At 69.8% G+C, this 17,142-nt stretch carries 13 protein-coding genes; 5 read left to right on the top strand and 8 right to left on the bottom strand.

The window, feature by feature from the left end:
* Positions 1–280 precede the first annotated feature (280 nt).
* The 8 genes from DFJ67_RS43865 to DFJ67_RS20620 form a co-directional block, all read right to left on the bottom strand.
* A complete protein-coding gene (locus DFJ67_RS43865) occupies positions 281–1,825 on the bottom strand; it encodes a pectate lyase family protein (protein WP_239097396.1) in 1,545 nt (514 codons plus the stop codon).
* A 15-nt stretch (positions 1,826–1,840) separates the two neighbouring features.
* On the bottom strand, positions 1,841–3,439 hold the full coding sequence (locus tag DFJ67_RS20650) for a pectate lyase family protein (RefSeq protein WP_239097397.1): 1,599 nt from the start codon (positions 3,437–3,439) through the stop codon (positions 1,841–1,843).
* Positions 3,440–3,679: 240 nt separating this feature from the next.
* Entirely contained in the window at positions 3,680–5,002 is a 1,323-nt protein-coding gene (locus DFJ67_RS20645) for a pectate lyase family protein (protein WP_116069498.1), read from the bottom strand.
* Between the two features lie 152 nt (positions 5,003–5,154).
* Entirely contained in the window at positions 5,155–6,441 is a 1,287-nt protein-coding gene (locus tag DFJ67_RS20640; protein WP_239097398.1) for a Gfo/Idh/MocA family protein, read from the bottom strand.
* A gap of 139 nt (positions 6,442–6,580) precedes the next feature.
* Positions 6,581–8,053 carry a mannitol dehydrogenase family protein gene (locus DFJ67_RS20635; protein WP_116069497.1) on the bottom strand — a complete coding sequence of 491 codons (1,473 nt, stop codon included), beginning with the start codon at positions 8,051–8,053 and terminating at the stop codon, positions 6,581–6,583.
* Positions 8,044–9,330, bottom strand: coding sequence for an enolase C-terminal domain-like protein (locus DFJ67_RS20630; RefSeq protein ID WP_116069496.1), 1,287 nt, complete (start codon positions 9,328–9,330; stop codon positions 8,044–8,046). The genes DFJ67_RS20635 and DFJ67_RS20630 overlap by 10 nt, the downstream gene beginning before the upstream one ends.
* On the bottom strand, positions 9,327–10,733 hold the full coding sequence (gene uxaC, locus DFJ67_RS20625) for a glucuronate isomerase (protein WP_116069495.1): 1,407 nt from the start codon (positions 10,731–10,733) through the stop codon (positions 9,327–9,329). The genes DFJ67_RS20630 and uxaC overlap by 4 nt, the downstream gene beginning before the upstream one ends.
* Before the next feature lie 14 nt (positions 10,734–10,747).
* Positions 10,748–12,055 (bottom strand): Gfo/Idh/MocA family protein, encoded by a 1,308-nt coding sequence (locus tag DFJ67_RS20620; RefSeq protein ID WP_116069494.1) that lies wholly within the window; start codon positions 12,053–12,055, stop codon positions 10,748–10,750.
* Positions 12,056–12,278: 223 nt separating this feature from the next.
* On the opposite strand from DFJ67_RS20620, the gene DFJ67_RS20615 reads away from it, so the two are divergent.
* The 5 genes from DFJ67_RS20615 to DFJ67_RS20595 are packed head-to-tail and all read left to right on the top strand — an operon-like array spanning position 12,279 to position 17,102.
* The gene (locus tag DFJ67_RS20615; protein WP_116069493.1) at positions 12,279–13,331 is read left to right on the top strand and encodes a LacI family DNA-binding transcriptional regulator; all 1,053 of its coding nucleotides are present in this window, start codon (positions 12,279–12,281) and stop codon (positions 13,329–13,331) included.
* 6 nt (positions 13,332–13,337) lie between these two features.
* Complete coding sequence (locus DFJ67_RS20610; protein WP_116069492.1) at positions 13,338–14,699, top strand: ABC transporter substrate-binding protein; 1,362 nt, start codon at positions 13,338–13,340, stop codon at positions 14,697–14,699.
* 2 nt (positions 14,700–14,701) lie between these two features.
* The gene (locus DFJ67_RS20605; RefSeq protein WP_409362957.1) at positions 14,702–15,676 is read left to right on the top strand and encodes a carbohydrate ABC transporter permease; all 975 of its coding nucleotides are present in this window, start codon (positions 14,702–14,704) and stop codon (positions 15,674–15,676) included.
* On the top strand, positions 15,676–16,512 hold the full coding sequence (locus DFJ67_RS20600) for a carbohydrate ABC transporter permease (protein ID WP_116069490.1): 837 nt from the start codon (positions 15,676–15,678) through the stop codon (positions 16,510–16,512). The genes DFJ67_RS20605 and DFJ67_RS20600 overlap by 1 nt, the downstream gene beginning before the upstream one ends.
* Positions 16,509–17,102 carry a DUF624 domain-containing protein gene (locus tag DFJ67_RS20595; protein WP_116069489.1) on the top strand — a complete coding sequence of 198 codons (594 nt, stop codon included), beginning with the start codon at positions 16,509–16,511 and terminating at the stop codon, positions 17,100–17,102. The genes DFJ67_RS20600 and DFJ67_RS20595 overlap by 4 nt, the downstream gene beginning before the upstream one ends.
* The last annotated feature ends 40 nt before the right edge of the window (positions 17,103–17,142 follow it).

Genomic DNA, 17,142 nt, shown 5'->3' with positions numbered 1-17,142 from the left:
ACCATCCCCCGCCGCCACCGCGGAAGCGAAGCCACCGACAACACCATCCCCCGCCGCGACCAACGGCGGCGAAGCCACCCGCGAACACCGTCCCCCATCGCCAGCACGGCGGCGAATCCACAGGCAGCGCCGCGGCAGAGCCATCGTTGACGCGGGTCCCAGCGCCGCCAGCGCCGCGGCGCGTGGCTGACGCTGTCCAGCGCCGCCGGCGCGGCGGCCGGGCACCGCCAACACGCAGTGGCGGGGTGGCCGCGCCGGCCACCCCGCCACCCCGATCAGATCAGGGGTTGATCCGGCCCGCGCCGGCCCCTGCGGTGACGGTCGACTTCACGCCGCTGGCGTTGTCGAGTTGGTAGGAGTAGGGGATGCTCGCCGTGCTGCCGGCGCTCTGTGGCGTGCCGGAGCCGACGAACACGTTGTTGCGCTGCACGAGGTCGCCCGGGTCCGAGTCGGCGTAGCCGACCAGCGTCGGGTCGTCGACGTTCTCGAAGTAGTTGCCCTCGACCAGCACGCCCGCGTCCATGGTGGACGCGACGCCGTACTCGTTGCCGTTGTAATAGTTGTTGTAGACGTGCACCGGGTTGCCGAACCGGACCCGCGGGTGCCGGGTGCCGGAGCCGTCGAACCAGTTGTGGTGGTAGGTCACCCGCAGGTGCCCGACATCCTCACCGGCGTTGTCGTCGCTGTGACCCAGCAGCATCGACTTGTCGTGGCCGTAGACCCGGTTCCACGAGATCGTCACGAAGTCGGACGCCCGCTTGACGTCGACGGCGCCGTCGTAGCCGTTGGTGAAGCTGTTGTGGTCGACCCAGACGCGGGTGGAGTACTGGACGTTGACCGCGTCGTCGTCCCAGTCGCGGAACGAGATGTTGCGGATGATCACGTTGCTGGCGTTGGAGACGTTGAGGCCGCAGCCGGCGATGACCGCACCCGAGTTGCCGAGGATCGTCTTGTTCGACCCGACCGTGATCATCCCGGAGCACGAGATCGTGCCCGAGACCCGGACCACCCGCGCCGTGCTGCCCGAGACCGCGCTGGACAACGCCGACGAGCTCGTCACCGTCGTTGCCGAAGCGCTGCCGCCGCCGTTCGTGCCGCCGCCCTGGGTCGCCCAGCCGACCAGACCAGTTTGCGGCTGGGTGGGCGGCCCCGTGGGCGGGTTGCTCGTCGGCGGGTTCGTCGGGTTCCCGGTCGGCGGTGTCGAGCCCGCCGTGCTGACCACCACGTCGTCGAACCGCGCCGAGGCGAACACGGTCACCAGGCCGATCCGGCCCGCGCTGTGTGCGCTGTTGCTGCCCGACCCGATCCGGGTGCCGTTGACGAAACCGGAGATCGTGCTGCCGTCGGCGTCGATGCGCAGGGTGTACCAGGTGCCGACGGACACTGTCAGCGCCGCCGAGCCGATCACCGTGACCGATGAGCCGTCGACCGCCTGGAGTTCGGCGCGGTTGGCGTTGGTGAGCGCGAGCCGATACATCTTGGTGGCCGACGACGAGCGCGCGGCCAGAGCCACCACCCGGTTGCTGCCGCTGAAGCCCAGTGGCTTCACCCGGGCCTGCACCGAGTAGGACGTCCAGCCCGTTGACCCGGCGAACTCGCGGGCCAACTCGCTGTCGGTCTTCGACTGGGTGAAGGTCGGCGAACCGTCACTGACCACGGCCCAGTCGCCGCCCGACTTCGACCAGCCGTCGGCGGAGTTGTCGTTGAAGTCGTCGGCGAACAGCGTCGCGGCCTGTGCCGTCCCGCCGAGCCCGAATGCCACGATCACCGCGGCCAGCGCGGCCGCCAGGACCGCGATGATCCCTCGTCTTTTTGTCGTACCCATGATGTCTCCTAGGGGTTAGATCCGGCCTGTGCCGGCCTGCGCAGTCACAGCCGCCTGGACCTGGGCGCACGGAAGGAGGGAATAGGAATAGGAGACGGCGGAGACGCTGCCGCCCGTCTGACCGGTGCCGGAGTTGGTGAAGGAGTTGTCGCGGGCCACCAGCCGGCCCGGGCCCGAATCGGCCTCGCCAAGGTGGAACGGGTCGTCGACGTTCACGAAGGCGTTGCCCTCGACGATCACGCCGGCGTTCTCCGTGGACGCGACGCCGTAGTCGCCGGTGTCGCTGTAGTAGTTGTTGTAGACGTGCACCTGGTCGCCGAAGCGGACCCGCGGGTTGCGCTGCGTGGTGCTGTCGAACCAGTTGTGGTGGTAGGAGACCTTGAGCCGGCCGACGTCCTGCGCCGCGTTGGAATCGTCGTGGCCGAGCAGCATGTTCTTGTTGGTGCCGTCCGCGTGGTTGTAGGAGACGGTGACGTAGGAGGAGCCGCGCTTGATGTCGACGCCGCCGTCCGCCCCCGTCGTCCAGGTGTTGTGGTCGATCCACACGTGGTGGCTGAACATCTGCACGTTGATCGCGTCGTCGGGCCAACCGCGGAAGTTCAGGTTCCGGATGATCACGTTGTGCACGGCGTTGGCGGGCGGCGCGGTGATGCCGTCGTCGATCGCCAGGCCGACGTTGAGGCCGCCGCCGGTCAGGCCGGAGCCGGAGCCCACGCCGACGATCGTCTTGTCCGACGTCACGTCGTGCATCGGGCCGGGCAGCGTCAGCATCCCCTGCACCTGGATGATCCGCGGACCGACCTGTGCGATCGCCGACAGGAAGGCCGACGCGCTGGTGACGGTCACGGTCGACCCGCCGGCGCCGCCGCTGGTGCCGTTCTGGCCCCAGGCGTTGACCGACGCCCAACCGTCCGCGACGTTGGGCTGCGGCGGATTCGTCGGGCCGGAGGTCGGTTCGCCCGTCGGGCTGCTCGTCGGCGTCGGCTCGCCGCCACTGGCGGTGGTCACCGCCACGTCGTCGAAACTGGCGGTCGTGTAGAAGGTGGCGACGCCGACCCGCCCGCTGGCCCAGCGGGTGTCGGTCGCTTCGGCCAGCAGTGCGCCGTTGACGTACCCACGCAGGGTTGAGCCGTTGACCTCCAATCGCAGGGTGTAGAAGGAGCCCGCGCTCACGCCGACGGAGGCGGTGTCCAGGGTCGCCGACGAGCCGTTGACCAATCGCTTGAGCTCGACGGTGTTGTTGGAACGCAGTGCCAGGTAGTAGTAGCTGGTGCTGCTCTGCACGCGGGCGAGCACCGCGACGAACCGGTTGGCGCCGTTGAAACTGACCGGCTTGACCCGGGTCTGCACGGCATAGTCGGTCCAGGTCGCCGTGCCCGCGAGCGAGCGGGCGTCGCTGCCGGTGCTGCTCTGGCGGAGCACGCGGGAGCCGTCGGTGGCTACCGCCCAGCTACCCCCGTTGGCCGTCCAGCCGGCCGAGTTGCCGTCTTCGAAGTCGTCGGTGAGCAGCGTGGCCGCGCTGGCTCCAGTGGTCACGCCGAGGACCAGTGCCGCGGCGGCCAGTGCGGCCGCGAGGGCCACCAGCGGGGCGCGCCAGGCTTGGTTGGGTAACACGCATCCTCCTCTTCCGTTAAAGATCGACGTCTATCGATCTCTGAGGGTGCGGAAGACCCGGGCTGAGAACTGCCTTCCGTACCCCTGTTGCGCGGTGCCGGCGAGCAGGATCTTGAGGTCCTCAGGCGTCGCGCGACTGCCGCCGCACAACGCCTTCCGGGCATCACAACCCGCCGGCACCTTGCCGGGACACACCCGGCCCAACGGCGGTCAGGAGCGCTCTGACCGCCGCAGCTTTGGTTAGATCGGCAACCGCTTGGCGCCCGCGCACAACTCGACGACGAGCGCGGCCGCCGGTGCGGGCAGGACAGGACCGGCGCGCAGCGTGGGTGTCCAGCCCGCGTCGCCGGCGATGTCGGGGTCATGCGTCTCGTTGTAGGCGGCGAGCAGGTTGGCCGGCCGGGGCAGCGACCGCCCGGAACGCACCCAGGTGCCCTTCTCGGTGAGCACCGTGCCGCCCCAGTCGAAGACGATCGCGTCCGGCGAGACCCCGGCACCCAGCGCGAAGTAGTTGTTCTCCGCGTGGATGGCCGACTGCACGCCGACACCCCAGCTGTATTCGAACGGGTCGGCGACCGGCACCCGGTAGAGGTTGTTGTAGACGTCGACCTGGCCGAACCGCACCCGCGGCGCGCGCTGCACCGAGCCGTCGAACTCGTTGTGGTGCACGGTCACCTTGAGCGCGCCGACGTCGGCACCCGGGGTGTTGGTCGAGCCGATCAGCATCGTCTTGTCGTGGTTGGTGAACCGGTTGTAGGACACCGTCACGAAGTTGCTGCCGTTGGTGATGTCGGTCTGCCCGTCGTGCACCTGGTAGGGCCGGCCGAAGTAGAGTGGCTGCGCCGAGTCCGGGTTGTCAGCGTCGGTGAACGTGTTGTGGTCGATCCAGACGTGCTGCGAGTTGCGTACCCAGATGTTGTCGTAGGCCGCGTTCCAGTTGCCGGTCTCGCCGTCGGTCGGTGACCAGACCGGGAAGCAGTCGCGTGAGTCCTCGTGGGTGAGGTTGCGAATGATCACGTTGGCGCTGCCGTCGAGCCGCAGGAAGACGCCGTTGAGGCGGGCACCGCGCACGCCGATGATGGTCTTGTTGGAGCCGACGTTGACCCGCACCCGCGCACTCTGGTTGGCGGCCGAGCGCACCCGCGCCTCCTCGAGCGGGCCGCTGGGCGCCACCCGCCCCCAGACCGCCGGGTCATAAGCCGCGAGAAAACCATCCAAGGTGTACGCCGGATCGGCGAACTGCGCGCAGGAAAGCGGCGCACCGCTCACGTCGGCATTGCCGTGGATGGTGCCGCGGACGAATACGATCGCCGGTGTCGTGCCGGCGACGGCGGCCGCGAGTTCGTCGCGGTCGTCGACGTAGAACACATTTTCCGGCGTGGCCGCGGCACCGCCGGTGGTGCCGGCGCCCTCGGCGGCCCAACCGTCGCCGGCGGGCAGCACCTGACGGGCGATCTGCTCGGCCAGCAGCCCCGCGGCCGGCGCGGATGCCGCGGCGGCGGGTGCCGCCAGGGCGACGAGCATCGCGCCGGCAACGACGGCGGCGAGACTTCGAAATCGCATTGAGACACTCCGTTCGCAACCTGGATACCTATTAGGAAACATAGGTATCGGTCATTATGAGTGTCAATGGAATCGATGTGCAGATAAGTTGCAGTCAATCGCGGCAACGGAAAGCGCCCGACCGCCGATCCGGTCGGGAGTTCCTATTAGCCCTATTCCTGCCGGGCGACTGACCCCGTTGTTTGCAAGCTGTTTTCCGTGTAGGGCGGTTCGGCCCACGGCACGCCGAGCTCGGACGGCAGCGCGAGCCCGTCGGCGGCCCGGCGGAGCACGTCGTTGATGCCGGGGATGGAGCGGACCCGCTGCGGCCCGGCGCCGAGGTCATCGACGAGGTCGTCGTCGAGCAACACCGGAACCGGCGCCGCGCCGAGCGCCTCGACCACCGCGGTGAAGCCGGCGGTGGCCGCCAGTGGTGCCCGCAGCGGCACACCGGTCGGGTCGGCGCGGTGGGCGAGCAGGTTGTCGAGCAGGTCGATCCGGCCGGACACCTCACGCAGGCCCGGTTCGCCGGGCAGCCGGAGGCGGTCGGTCGGGTATTCCAGGGTGGCACTCCCCCGCGTCCCGGTGACGGTGACCTCACCGGGGATGAACTCTTCGCCGGCCAGCGTGACCGCGACGACGACCGGAAGTCCACCCTGGAGGGTCAACCGCAGCACGGCGGTGTCGTCGCTTTCGATCGGCCTGGTCCGGTAGCGCTCGACCTCGAGCCGCGGCCGGGCGGGTGGCGTCGACAGGCTTTGCTCTGCACCCCTATAGGCAGCACGTGTTGGGTCGCTACCTATGCGATCCGCCCGCTTTGAGCCCATTTGCGAACGCGTCGTCTGGCGACCGGTGCTGCCTATAGGGGTGCAGAGCAAGGAGAGATCAGCAAGAGCCAGGGCCTCCATCACCGCGTGGCCCTGTGCGTTGATCAGCGCACCATCCACCGCGCGGCGGCCCGCCCAGGGCGACCGGGCGTAGTAAGCGTCGTCCCGATGCCACGACGCCACCGCCGCGACGCCGGTCACCGTGCCGAGTGCGCCGCCGGCGATCGCTGCGCTCAGCTCGTCGAACGCGGCCGCGCCGAGCGCTTGGAAGCCGACCTGGCACACGCGGCCGGTCGAAGCCAACTCGGTCGCCAGCCGGGCGTGGTCGGCCAGCGACAGCACCGGCGGCTTCTCCAGCAGCAGGTCACAGCCCGCTTCCAGGGCGTCGAGGGCGATCGGCAGATGGGTACCCGGCGGCGTGCAGATGATCACCACGTCGGGCCGGGTCGCGGCCAGCAGCGCGCGATGGTCCCGGAACACCGGCGTGGCGGCCGGCACCGGCGGGTCGGCGTCGACCGGGTTCGGCTCGGCGATGCCGACGAAGGAGAACGGGCCGGCCGCGAGCCGCCGCCGGTGCCAACGACCGTGGCCGTTGGCACCGATCAGCGCGACCCGCGGCAAGCCGCCGCTCACGACACACCGCCGCTCACCGACGGACCGTCGTTTACGGCCAGACCGCCGCCAACCGACGCACCGCCACCTGAAGACATGCCACCGCCTACCGACGGACCGCCGCTGACCGACACACCGGCGGTCACCGACGTGCGGCGGGTCATGACACACCGGCCAGCGTCGACTCGACTCCGTGCTTCTCGAACTCGGTCAACCACTCGACCACCAACGACCGAACGACCTCGTCCTGGGCCAGCGACGGCGGGAAGACCGCGGTCAGGCCGAACAACGCCCCGGCCAGACCTTCCGGCGTGGCCGGCGCGGCCTTGATCGCCGCGCGGATGGTGTCAGCCAACGGGTCGTCGAGGCCCAACGTGCTCCCGTCGTCGGCAACCCCCCGGCAGTAACGCATCCACGCCGCCACGACGAGCGCGCCCCAGCGCGGCACCGCGCCGGCCGACCGGCGGTCACTGATCGTCTCCAGCACCCGTTGCGGCAGCTTCTGCGAGCCGTCCATCGCGATCTGCGTCGTGCGGTGCAGGATCGCGGGATTGGCGAACCGCGAGAGGACCGACGCGCCATAGGAGACAACGGATACCCCGGCCGGCGGCGTGAAGCTGGGCGCTACGTCTTCGGCCACGAACAGGCGCATCGCCTCGGCCAGGCCGGGCATCTCGAAGGCCTCCGCGATCGTCGAACGGCCGGCGAGCGCGCCGAGATAGGCCATCGCCGAGTGGACGCCGTTGAGGCTGCGCAGCTTCAACCGCTCCCACGGGCCCGCGTCGGACGTGAGCACGGCCCCGGCCGCCTCCCACGCGGGACGGCCGCCCGGGAAGTCGTCTTCGATGACCCACTGCATGTAGGGCTCGCCGCTGAGCGCCACCTGATCCACGACGCCCAGCGCCGCCGCTGCCAACGAAAGGGTGGCCGATGTCGACGCCGGCACGATCCGGTCGACCATCGTGCCGGGGCAGCGGACGTTGGCGCGTACCCAGGTGTCGTCGTGACCCGCCCGCGCGAACGCCGCGTCGAGCATGCCCTGCACCCGGCGGCCGTTGGCCGGCAGGTTGTCGCAGCTCACGATCGCGATCGGGCCGGCGTCGGCGCGAGCACGGGCGAGCAGGCCCTGCACCAGCATTCCGGGCACGGTGGTCGGTGGCCGGTCACCGGCCAGGTCGGCGTCGAGCGCCTGATCCGACAGGAGCCGCCCGGTGGCCGGGTCGAGCCGGTAGCCCTTCTCCGTGACGGTCAGCGTCACGACCCGGATCGCCGGATCGGCGAGCAGGGCCACCACCCGGGCCGGATCCAGCGCGGCGACGTGCGACGCGGCCAGCGCGCCGACCACGCGGGTCTGCGCGTCGTTGGCCGACAGCGAGGTGACGCTGTAGAGCTGGTCCTGCGAAGCGAGCGCCTCGACGACGGAGGTAGAACGCGGCGCCACCCCCACGATGCCCCAGTCGCCACCCGCGGCCGCGAGCGCCGCCTCGGTGTAGACCGCCTGATGCGCCCGGAAGAACGCGCCGAGACCGATGTGGACGATGCCGGCCGGCACCGTGCCGGGCCGGATCAGCGGTCGGCTCTCGACGGGAAGCCGGCGCAGCGCGCCGAGGCCCAGAAGCGACGTCATCGCCACACCGGCCCGGCGGGGAACGAGAAGGCGGAGACGGACGAAGGCTTCATCGCCGCGCTGTAGCCGGGCGCCGTTGGCAGCAGATAGCGGCCGTCGCGGGTGCGCACCGGGTCGACGAAATGCTCGTGCAGGTGGTCGACGTACTCGACCATCCGGCCGTCGAGCGACGTGCCGATCCGCAGGTAGTCGAGGACCGCCAGGTGCTGCACCAGCTCGCACAGGCCGACACCGCCGGCGTGTGGGCAGACCGGCACGCCGAACTTGGCCGCCAGCAGCAGTTCGGCGAGCACCTCGTTGACGCCGCCGACCCGGCAGGCGTCGATCTGCATGACGCCGATCGCCTCGGCCTGGAGGAGCTGCTTGAAGATCACCCGGTTGGCCGCGACCTCGCCGGTGGCCACCCGGATCGGCGCCACCGCGCGCTGGATGCGGGCGTGCCCGAGCACGTCGTCGGCGTGTGTCGGCTCCTCGATCCAGTAGGGGTCGACCTCGGCCAGCCGGGCCATCGCGGCGATCGCCTCGTCGACGTCCCACACCTGGTTGGCGTCCATCATCAGCAGCGCGTCCGGGCCGATCTCCGAGCGGATGATCCGGGCCCGCCGCACGTCGTCGTCGAGGTCGCCGCCGACCTTCATCTTCATCGCCCGCCAGCCTTCGGCGTAGGCGGCGCGGGTCAGCGCCCGGACCTTTTCGTCGGGATAACCCAACCAACCAACCGAGGTGGTGTACGAGGGAAAGCCGTCGCGTTCCAGCAGCGCGAGCCGCTCGGCGTACCCGTGGCGCCCCTTGTCCAGGATTGTCGACGCCTCGTCGGGGGTGAGCGCGTCGGTGATGTGGTGGAAGTCGATGTTGGCGACGAGTTCGTCGGTCGGCATCTCGGCCAGCAGCCGCCAGAGCGGCACCCCGGCGACCTTGGCCCGCAGGTCCCAGACGGCGTTGACGACCGCGCCGGTCGCCATGTGGATGACGCCTTTCTCCGGGCCGAGCCAGCGCAACTGCGGGTCGGCGGTGAGCGACCGCCAGAACTCGACCGGCGCCGCCGCGATCTCCTCGAGCGAGCGGCCGATCACCGCCGGAGCGAGCGCCCGCACCGCCGCGCAGGTGATCTCGTTGCCCCGCCCGTTGGTGAACGTGAAGCCGGCCCCGACCAAGGGCCCGTCGGTTCGAAGCTCCACATAGGTCGCCGAATAGTCGCCCCGGTTGATGGCGTCGGAGCCGTCACCGGCGGCGGCGGTCGGGAAGCGCACGTCGTGCACGTCGACCGACAGGATCGTGGTCATGCGGCATCCCCCAGGCGGAAGACTCGTTTCGGCAGGCGGTAGGCGAGGTCGACGATCGTCTCGGCGGCCTCGTCGAAGGGCAGCCGGTGCTCGGCGACCAGCCGCGCGAGGAAACCGGCGTCGACCCGGCGGGCGACGTCGTGCCGCACCGGGATCGAGCAGAACGCCCGGGTGTCGTCGACGAAGCCGGCGGTGTTGTAGAAGCCGGCGCTCTCGGTGACCGCCTCACGGAAGCGGCGCAGCACCTCCGGCGAGTCGAGGAACCACCACGGTGCACCTAGGTAGATCGCGGCGTAGCCGCCGGCGATCGGGGCCAACTCGCGGCTGAAGGTGTATTCGTCGAGCGTGTAGACGACCACCCGCAGCCGCGGGTCGTTGCCGTAGGCGTCGAGCAACGGGGTGAGCGCGTGCAGGTATTCGGTCGCCTGGGGCAGGTCGCCGCCCACGTCGCGGCCGTGTGCCGCGTGCAGCCACCGGTTGTGGTTGCGCACCGCGCCCGGGTGCAGCTGCATCACCAGACCGTCCTCGATGGACATCCGGGCGAACTCGACCAGCATGTGCGCGCGGAACGTCTCCGCGTCGGCGGCATCGGCCTCGCCGCGCAGGCCGCGGGCGAACAGGGACGCGGCCTCGACCGGGCTCAGGCACAGCGTGCGGGCGGTCGGGTGGCCGTGGTCGCTGGACGTCGCGCCGGCGGCGATGAACGCCTCGCGGCGGGAGCGTAGCGCGGCCAGGTAGCCCTTGTAGGTACCGGTGTCCTCGCCGGTCAGCTCTCCGAGCTGGCCGACGCGCGAAGCCCAGCCCTCGAACTCCATGTCGACCACGTCGTCGGGCCGGAAAGTCGAGATGACTCGGCCGCCCCAGCCGTCGGCGGCCAGCTTGGCGTGCGCGGCCAGGTCGTCCAGCGGCGACTCGGTGGTCGCCAGCACCTCGATGTTGAACCGCTCAAACAGAGCGCGCGGCCGGAAGGCGGGTTCGGCGAGCCGGGCGGCCACCTCGTCGTAGACGGAGTCGGCCGTCGCCGGAGACAGCCGCGTGGTCACGCCGAAGACAGACGAGAGACTCTGCTCGAGCCACAGCCGCGACGGTGTGCCGCGGAACAGGTGCCAGTGCTCGGCGAACAGCCGCCAGATCGCCCGGCCGTCGGCCTCGACCGGCGAACCGTCGCGGCTGGGTACGCCGAGCCGGCCCGGCGGGATCCCCTGGCTGAGCAGCATCCGGGTCAGGTAGTGGTCCGGCACGATGATCAGCCGGGCCGGGTCGGGGAACGGCTCGTCGTCGGCCAGCAGGGCCGGGTCGACATGGCCGTGTGGCGAGATCAGCGGCTGGTCGCGGGCGAGCCCGTAGAGCTCGCGGGCGATCGACCGTTGACCCGGCTCGGCCGGAAACAGCAGGTCGGACATGCACTTCCTCGCGGTCAGATCGGATCGAGCAGGTCGGTGGCGGTCACCGGGGCGCCGGTCGCCATCGAGCGGTTGGCGGCCAGGCCGGTCAGCAGGGCGAGGGCGCCGTCGCGGGCGGTGGCGGAGCGCTCCATCGGGTCGGTCGTGGCGCCGAACAGCACGTCGGTCATCCGGCGGTCGGCGCCACCGTGTCCGCCGCGCGAATAGCCCGGCACCGGCACCTCCCGGGGCGGAGCCCAGTAGGGATGGACGGTCAACCGCGCGTTGCCGCGTTCGGCCGCGGCGACCTCGCCGTGCACGGCGGCGCCCTTGACCTCGCCGGCGCCGGCCGGGCTGACGTGGTCGCTCTCGACCACCTCGAGTTCGAGCCGGCCCCGGCTGCCGTTCACCATCACGCGATAACCCTCCCAGGGCGCGTACGCCGTGAGGTGGTAGGTCATCGTCGCCCCGGTCGAATAGCGCACCAGCACGGCCATGTCGTCGTCGATGGTCACCCCGGGCGCGAACACGTTCTGGTCGCGCAGGTAGCCGTCTTCGTCTTCGGCGTCGAGATAGAGCGCCCGCAGTTGCGGGTTGTCAGCCAGTTGCAGGGCGAACGGGTCACCCTTGGCTTCGGGGGCGCCGTGCACCCGGTCATAGGAGCGGGCATATCCGTGTCGCGCGCCGGAGACGCCGTAGAAGAACTGGCGACCCAGGGCGAACACGGTCACCGGCGTCGCGTCCAGCCACCAGTTGACCAGGTCGAAGTGGTGACCGGACTTGTGCACGAGCAGCCCGCCGGAGTTGGCCGCGTCGCGGTGCCAGCGGCGGAAGTAGTCGGCGCCGTGCCGCACATCGAGCAACCACTCGAAGTGGACCGAGCCGATCTCACCGATCTCGCCGCTCGCGAGCAGGGAGCGGAACGCCTCGTGCAGCGGGTTGAAGCGATAGTTGAAGGCCACCTGAACGCGCCGGCCGGTCACCGCGACCGCGTCCAGGATCCGCCGGCAACCCTCGACGTCGGTCGTCATCGGCTTCTCGGTCACCACGTCGCAACCGGCGTGCAGCGCGGCCACGATGTAGTCGGCGTGCGTGCGGTCGACGCTGGTGACCAGCACCTCGTCGACCCGCTCAGCGGCCAGCATCGCGCCGAAGTCAGAAGCAAAGTAGGTCGGCACCGGGCCGGCGCCGAGGTCGGCGAGCCAGCGGTTGTGCGCCGCCATCCGGGTCTGGTTGGTGTCGGCGAGCGCGACCACGACGGCGCGGTCGGCGTGGTCGACGGCGAGCGCGCGCAGGAACATGCCGGCCCGGGCACCAGCGCCGACCAAGGCGTAGCGACGCATCGATCCACCCCTTCACGGCCTGCAAACGTTTGCAGGAAACTAACCATGACGTCGCCGAGTCCGTCAATGTCTTGCCCGTTATTCCCGTTATCACCAAACATAGTGGGCCGTCCGCAACCTATTCGAAACAACAGACCGTTGACAGTCACACAACCGTTTGCATTAATTGGCGCACTTGAGTGACGGCCACCACAACCCGAAGGCCACAGACGAGGGGTCCCGCGTGCCAGCCACCATCCGCGACGTCGCGCGCGAGTCCGGAGTGCACATCTCCACGGTCTCGCGCACGTTCTCGGCGCCGCATCTGGTCAACCCGGAGACCCGCAGCCGGGTGCTGGCCTGTGCCGAACACCTCGGCTATCGCCCCAACCGGGCCGCCCGGGCGCTGATCACCGGGCGCACCCACAACATCGGCCTGATCGTGGCCGACATCGCCAACCCGTTCTTCCCACCGCTGATCAAGGCGGCCGAAAGCCAGGCCCGGCAGCGGGATTACCACATCTTCGTGACCGACACCAACGAAGACGCCAACGTCGAGGAGGGTCTGGTCCGCGCCCTGGCCAAACAGGTCGACGGGGTTCTGCTCTGCAGCCCGCGGATGAGCAACAGCCTGATCGAGCAGCTCAGCCGCGAGGTGCCGCTGGTGGTGGTCAACCGCCAGCTCACCGGCCTGCCGACGGTGGTGATGGACGTGGCGCAGGGAGCCAGGCTCGCCATCGAACACCTGCGCGGGCTCGGCCACACCCAGATCGCGCTGGTCGCCGGCCCACGCGGGTCGTGGACCAGCCGGGAGATCCGCCGCTCGGCGATGTCGGCGGCGCGCGCGAGCGAGGCCGACCTCACCGTCATCGGGCCCAACCAGCCCACCGAGACCGGCGGCATGGCCGTCGCCGACCAGATCATGCGGTCCGGCGTCACGGCCGTTCTCGCCTACAACGACCTCATGGCCATCGGCCTGATCGAAGGCCTGCACGAACTCGGCCAACGGTGCCCGGAAGACATCAGTGTCGTCGGCATCGACGACATCGCGCTGAGCCGCCTCACCCGCCCCAAGCTGACGACGGTGGCGACCCCAACCGCCGCCGCCGGACGGGCGGCCGTCGACATGCTCCTCTCGCACGGCGACGACCGCCGCACCACCGCACAGGTAACCCTTCAGACCGAACTGGTCATCCGCGACTCGACGGGGCCGGGCCCGGGTCCGCACAGCCATGCGGACCCGGGCGGCGTGGTTGCCGCCGCCCTCGGAGATGTCGCCTCCTACGCCAAGGAGTGAGCGCACATGCACCGCGCACCATCCCCGCGTGCGGTCGAGCCGACCACGCGCCACCACCGTACCGCCTCTCCGGGGTCTGGCCTGCGGCGACGACTGCTGGCCGCCCTGGTCGTGATCCCGCTCGCGCTGGCCGCCGCGGCCTGCGGTGACGACGACGGCGGCAGCGCCGCCGCCGACCCCAACAAGCCGGTCGAGCTGTCCATCTTCTGGTGGGGCGCGGAGGGTCGCGCGAAGCTGACCGAAGACGCGCTCGCGCTCTACACCAAGAAGCACCCCAACGTCACGTTCAAGAAGACGTGGCAAGCCAACCAGGGCTACTTCGACAAGCTGGCCACGCTGACCGCCGGCGGAGACGCACCGGACATCTTCCAGATCGACGACAACTACCTCACCGAGTACGCGTCCCGCAACGTCACCCTCGATCTCACGTCCTACAAGGACGGTGGCAAGCTCGACGTGACGAAGTTCCCCGAGAGCCTCTGGAAATACGGCGTGGTCGACGGCAAGCTGGCCGGCGTCGCGTTCGGTGAGAACACCCAGGGCCTGGTCTTCAACAAGACGCTGCTCGACAAGAACAAGCTGCCCGCGCCGACGACCGGGATGAGCTGGGCCGACTTCATCACCTGGGCGGAAAACGTGTCGAAGACCGCCAAGGTCCCCGGCACCCAGGACCCGAGCGCCGACTACAAGGCCTTCTGGGTCTGGCTGCGCCAGCAGGGCAAAGACCTCTACAAGGACAAGGCGCTCGGATTCACTGAGCAGGACGTGACCGGCTGGTTCGAGCTGTGGAAGGGCGCCCGCGACCGCGGTGCCACCCCGACCGCCGACGTCATCCACGAGGGCAACGTCACCGACATCAGCAAGCAGCTCGTCGTGACGGGCAAGGCCGGCACGAGCTGGGTGTGGGCCAACCAGATGCCCGAGCTGAAGAAGAACACCAAGGACGAGCTCGGCGTCATCGCCTACCCGGGTGACACGAGCGCGCAGTGGGCCCGCGCGTCCATGTATTTCTCGGTGTTCCGCGGCAGCGACAAGAAAGACATCGCCGTCGACGTCATCAACTTCCTCGCCAACGACCCCGAGGCCGGCAAGGTGCTCGGCACCGACCGCGGCCTGCCGTCCAACATGGACATCCGCAAGGCGGTCTCGGAAAGCGTGACGGACGCCAACATGAAGCAGTCCATCGCCGTCGAAAACGAGCTGGGCGCCAAGTTCGGCCCGTCGCCGCAGGTTCCGCTCAAGGGGCACAGCAAGGTGCGGTCCGAGCTGATCAAGGCGGCCGAAGAGGTGCAGTACGGCCGCCAGACGCCGGCTGATGCCGCGAAGGCGTTCTACGCGGCCTGCAAGACCGCCATCGGTCAGGCCTGACGTTGGCCGTAAGCATCGCGCCACCGGCGGAAGTTCCCGCCGCACCCGGTCCCGCCAGTCGGCGGGGCCGGGGTGGCCCGCGCCGCCGCGAGAACATCGCCGGCTACGTCTTCCTGTCACCGTGGCTGCTCGGGTTGCTGGGCATCACCGCCATCCCGATGCTTTTGTCGCTCTACCTGAGCTTCACCAACTACGACGCGCTCACCGACTTCTCCGCCGTGGAGTGGGTCGGCTTCGACAACTACCGCAAGATGTTCACCGCCGACCCGTCCTACTGGCACGCGGTCCGGGTGACGGTGGAGTTCGCGCTGATCGCCGTGCCGCTCAAGCTGGCCACCGCGCTCGGCGTCGCACTGCTGCTCAACAAGGCGTTCAAGGGCGTCGGCCTGTTCCGGGGGCTGTTCTACCTGCCCTCGCTGCTCGGCGGCAGCGTCGCGCTGGCCATCGTCTGGGTCAACATGTTCAACCGCGAAGGCGCGTTCAACTCGCTGCTGAGCGTCTTCGGCATCCACGGCAAGCCGTGGGTCAACGACCCTGACTGGGCGCTGGAAACCCTGATGGTGCTGGCGATCTGGCAGTTCGGCGCGCCGATGGTGATCTTCCTGGCCGGGCTCAAGCAGATCCCGGTGGAGCTCTACGAGGCCGCGTCCGTCGACGGCGCCAACGCCTGGCGCCAGTTCCGCGCGGTCACGCTGCCGATGCTCTCGCCGGTCATCTTCTTCAACCTGGTGCTGGAGACGATCAACGGATTCCAGGGCTTCACGTCGGCGTTCGTGCTCAGCAACGGCACCGGCGGGCCGGTCGACTCGACGCTGATGTACTCGCTCAACCTCTACATCAAGGGCTTTACCGAACTTCAGATGGGGTACGCGTCCGCGATGGCATGGGTGTTCCTGGTGGCGATCGCGCTGATCACCGTCGTGCTGTTCAGCACCGGCCGGTTCTGGGTCCACTACGCCGACGGGGAGGAGCGCTGATGCGCGGCCGTACCCTGGTGCGACTGTTGATCTTGATCGTGATCCTGGCGATCGTGCTCTATCCGCTGCTGTGGATGCTGGGCACGTCGGTCAAGTCACGCGAGGAGATCGCCACCAACATCGGCCTGTGGCCCGACGTGTTCACGCCGGGCAACTTCCGCGACGGCTGGCAGAACTTCGACGTCAGCTTCGGCCGGTTCTTCGTCAACAGCGCGATGGTGGCGGTGTTGACCGTGGTCGGCAACGCGGTGTCCTGCCTGCTGGCCGCGTACGCGTTCGCCCGCCTGCGGTTCCGGATGCGGAAGATCTGGTTCGCCATCATGATCGGCACGCTGCTGCTGCCCGGCCACGTGCTGATCATCCCGCAGTATGTGCTGTTCAAGCAGCTCGGCTGGGTCGGCGAACCGTGGCCCTACCTGCCGCTGCTGGTGCCGCAGTTCCTGGCCACGGAAGCGTTCTTCGTCTTCCTGATGGTCCAGTTCATGCGCGGCATCCCGGTCGAGCTCGACGAGGCGGCGAAGATCGACGGCGCGTCGCCCTACACCGTCTTCCGTCATGTGATCGTGCCCCTGAGCCGCCCTGCTCTGGTGACCACCGCGATCTTCTCGTTCATCTGGGCCTGGAACGACTTCTTCCGCCAACTCGTGTTCCTGTCAGATTTGCAGGACTACACCGTCCCGGTGGCGCTGACCCTGTTCATCGACTCGACCAGCGAGAGCGCGGTCGGCCCGATGTTCGCGATGTCGCTGCTGTCCCTGGTGCCGGTCTTCCTGTTCTTCGTCGCGTTCCAGCGACTCTTGGTGGAGGGCATCAACACGAGCGGAATCAAGGGATGAAAACCGATTGGCGCGACACCGTACGCGTCGCGAGCGACGTCGCCGTCCTCGGCCTGCTGATGGTGGCGGCGTCGCTGCCGGTCGTGACGACCGGCGCGGCGTTCGCCACCGCCAGCGCGGCGGTGCACCACTTCCTGACCCACGACCGCTGGCCACCGTGGCGCACCAATTGGCAGGTCTTCCGGCGCACGCTGCTGCCCGGCGCGCTGGCGACCGCGGCGGTCGCGGCGGCGGCGGCGCTGGTCGTCATCGACGTGGCCGGCGTATCCGGCGGCCGGGTGCCGGGCGGCGCCCTGCTACTCGCGGCGACGGTGCTGATCGCGACGGCGGCGGCCGGCTACGCCGCGCTGACCGTGGTCGCGCTCGGCGCCCGACCCGACGGGGGGTGGCGGTCGGCGGTGTGGGTGGCGGCAGCGGCCCGCCCGGCGACCGTCGCAGCGGCCGCCGGCGTGGTCGCGCTGGCCGCGCTCCTGGCGGTGCTGGTCCACCCGATCCTGGCGGCCTGCCTGGTCGGCTACGCCCTCTACGCGCTGCACGCCGTCGTGCGCCGGTTGGCCGCGCCGCCCGACCCGGCCACGCTGGTTCGGTGACATCGCCCTGGTGCGGCCCTCGCACGACGGGCCGTCGCCG

This window comes from Asanoa ferruginea (assembly GCF_003387075.1).
Classification (GTDB): Bacteria; Actinomycetota; Actinomycetes; order Mycobacteriales; family Micromonosporaceae; genus Asanoa; species Asanoa ferruginea.
Note: the sequence above shows the minus strand (reverse complement) of the source record. Positions and strands in the feature narration are given on the sequence as shown.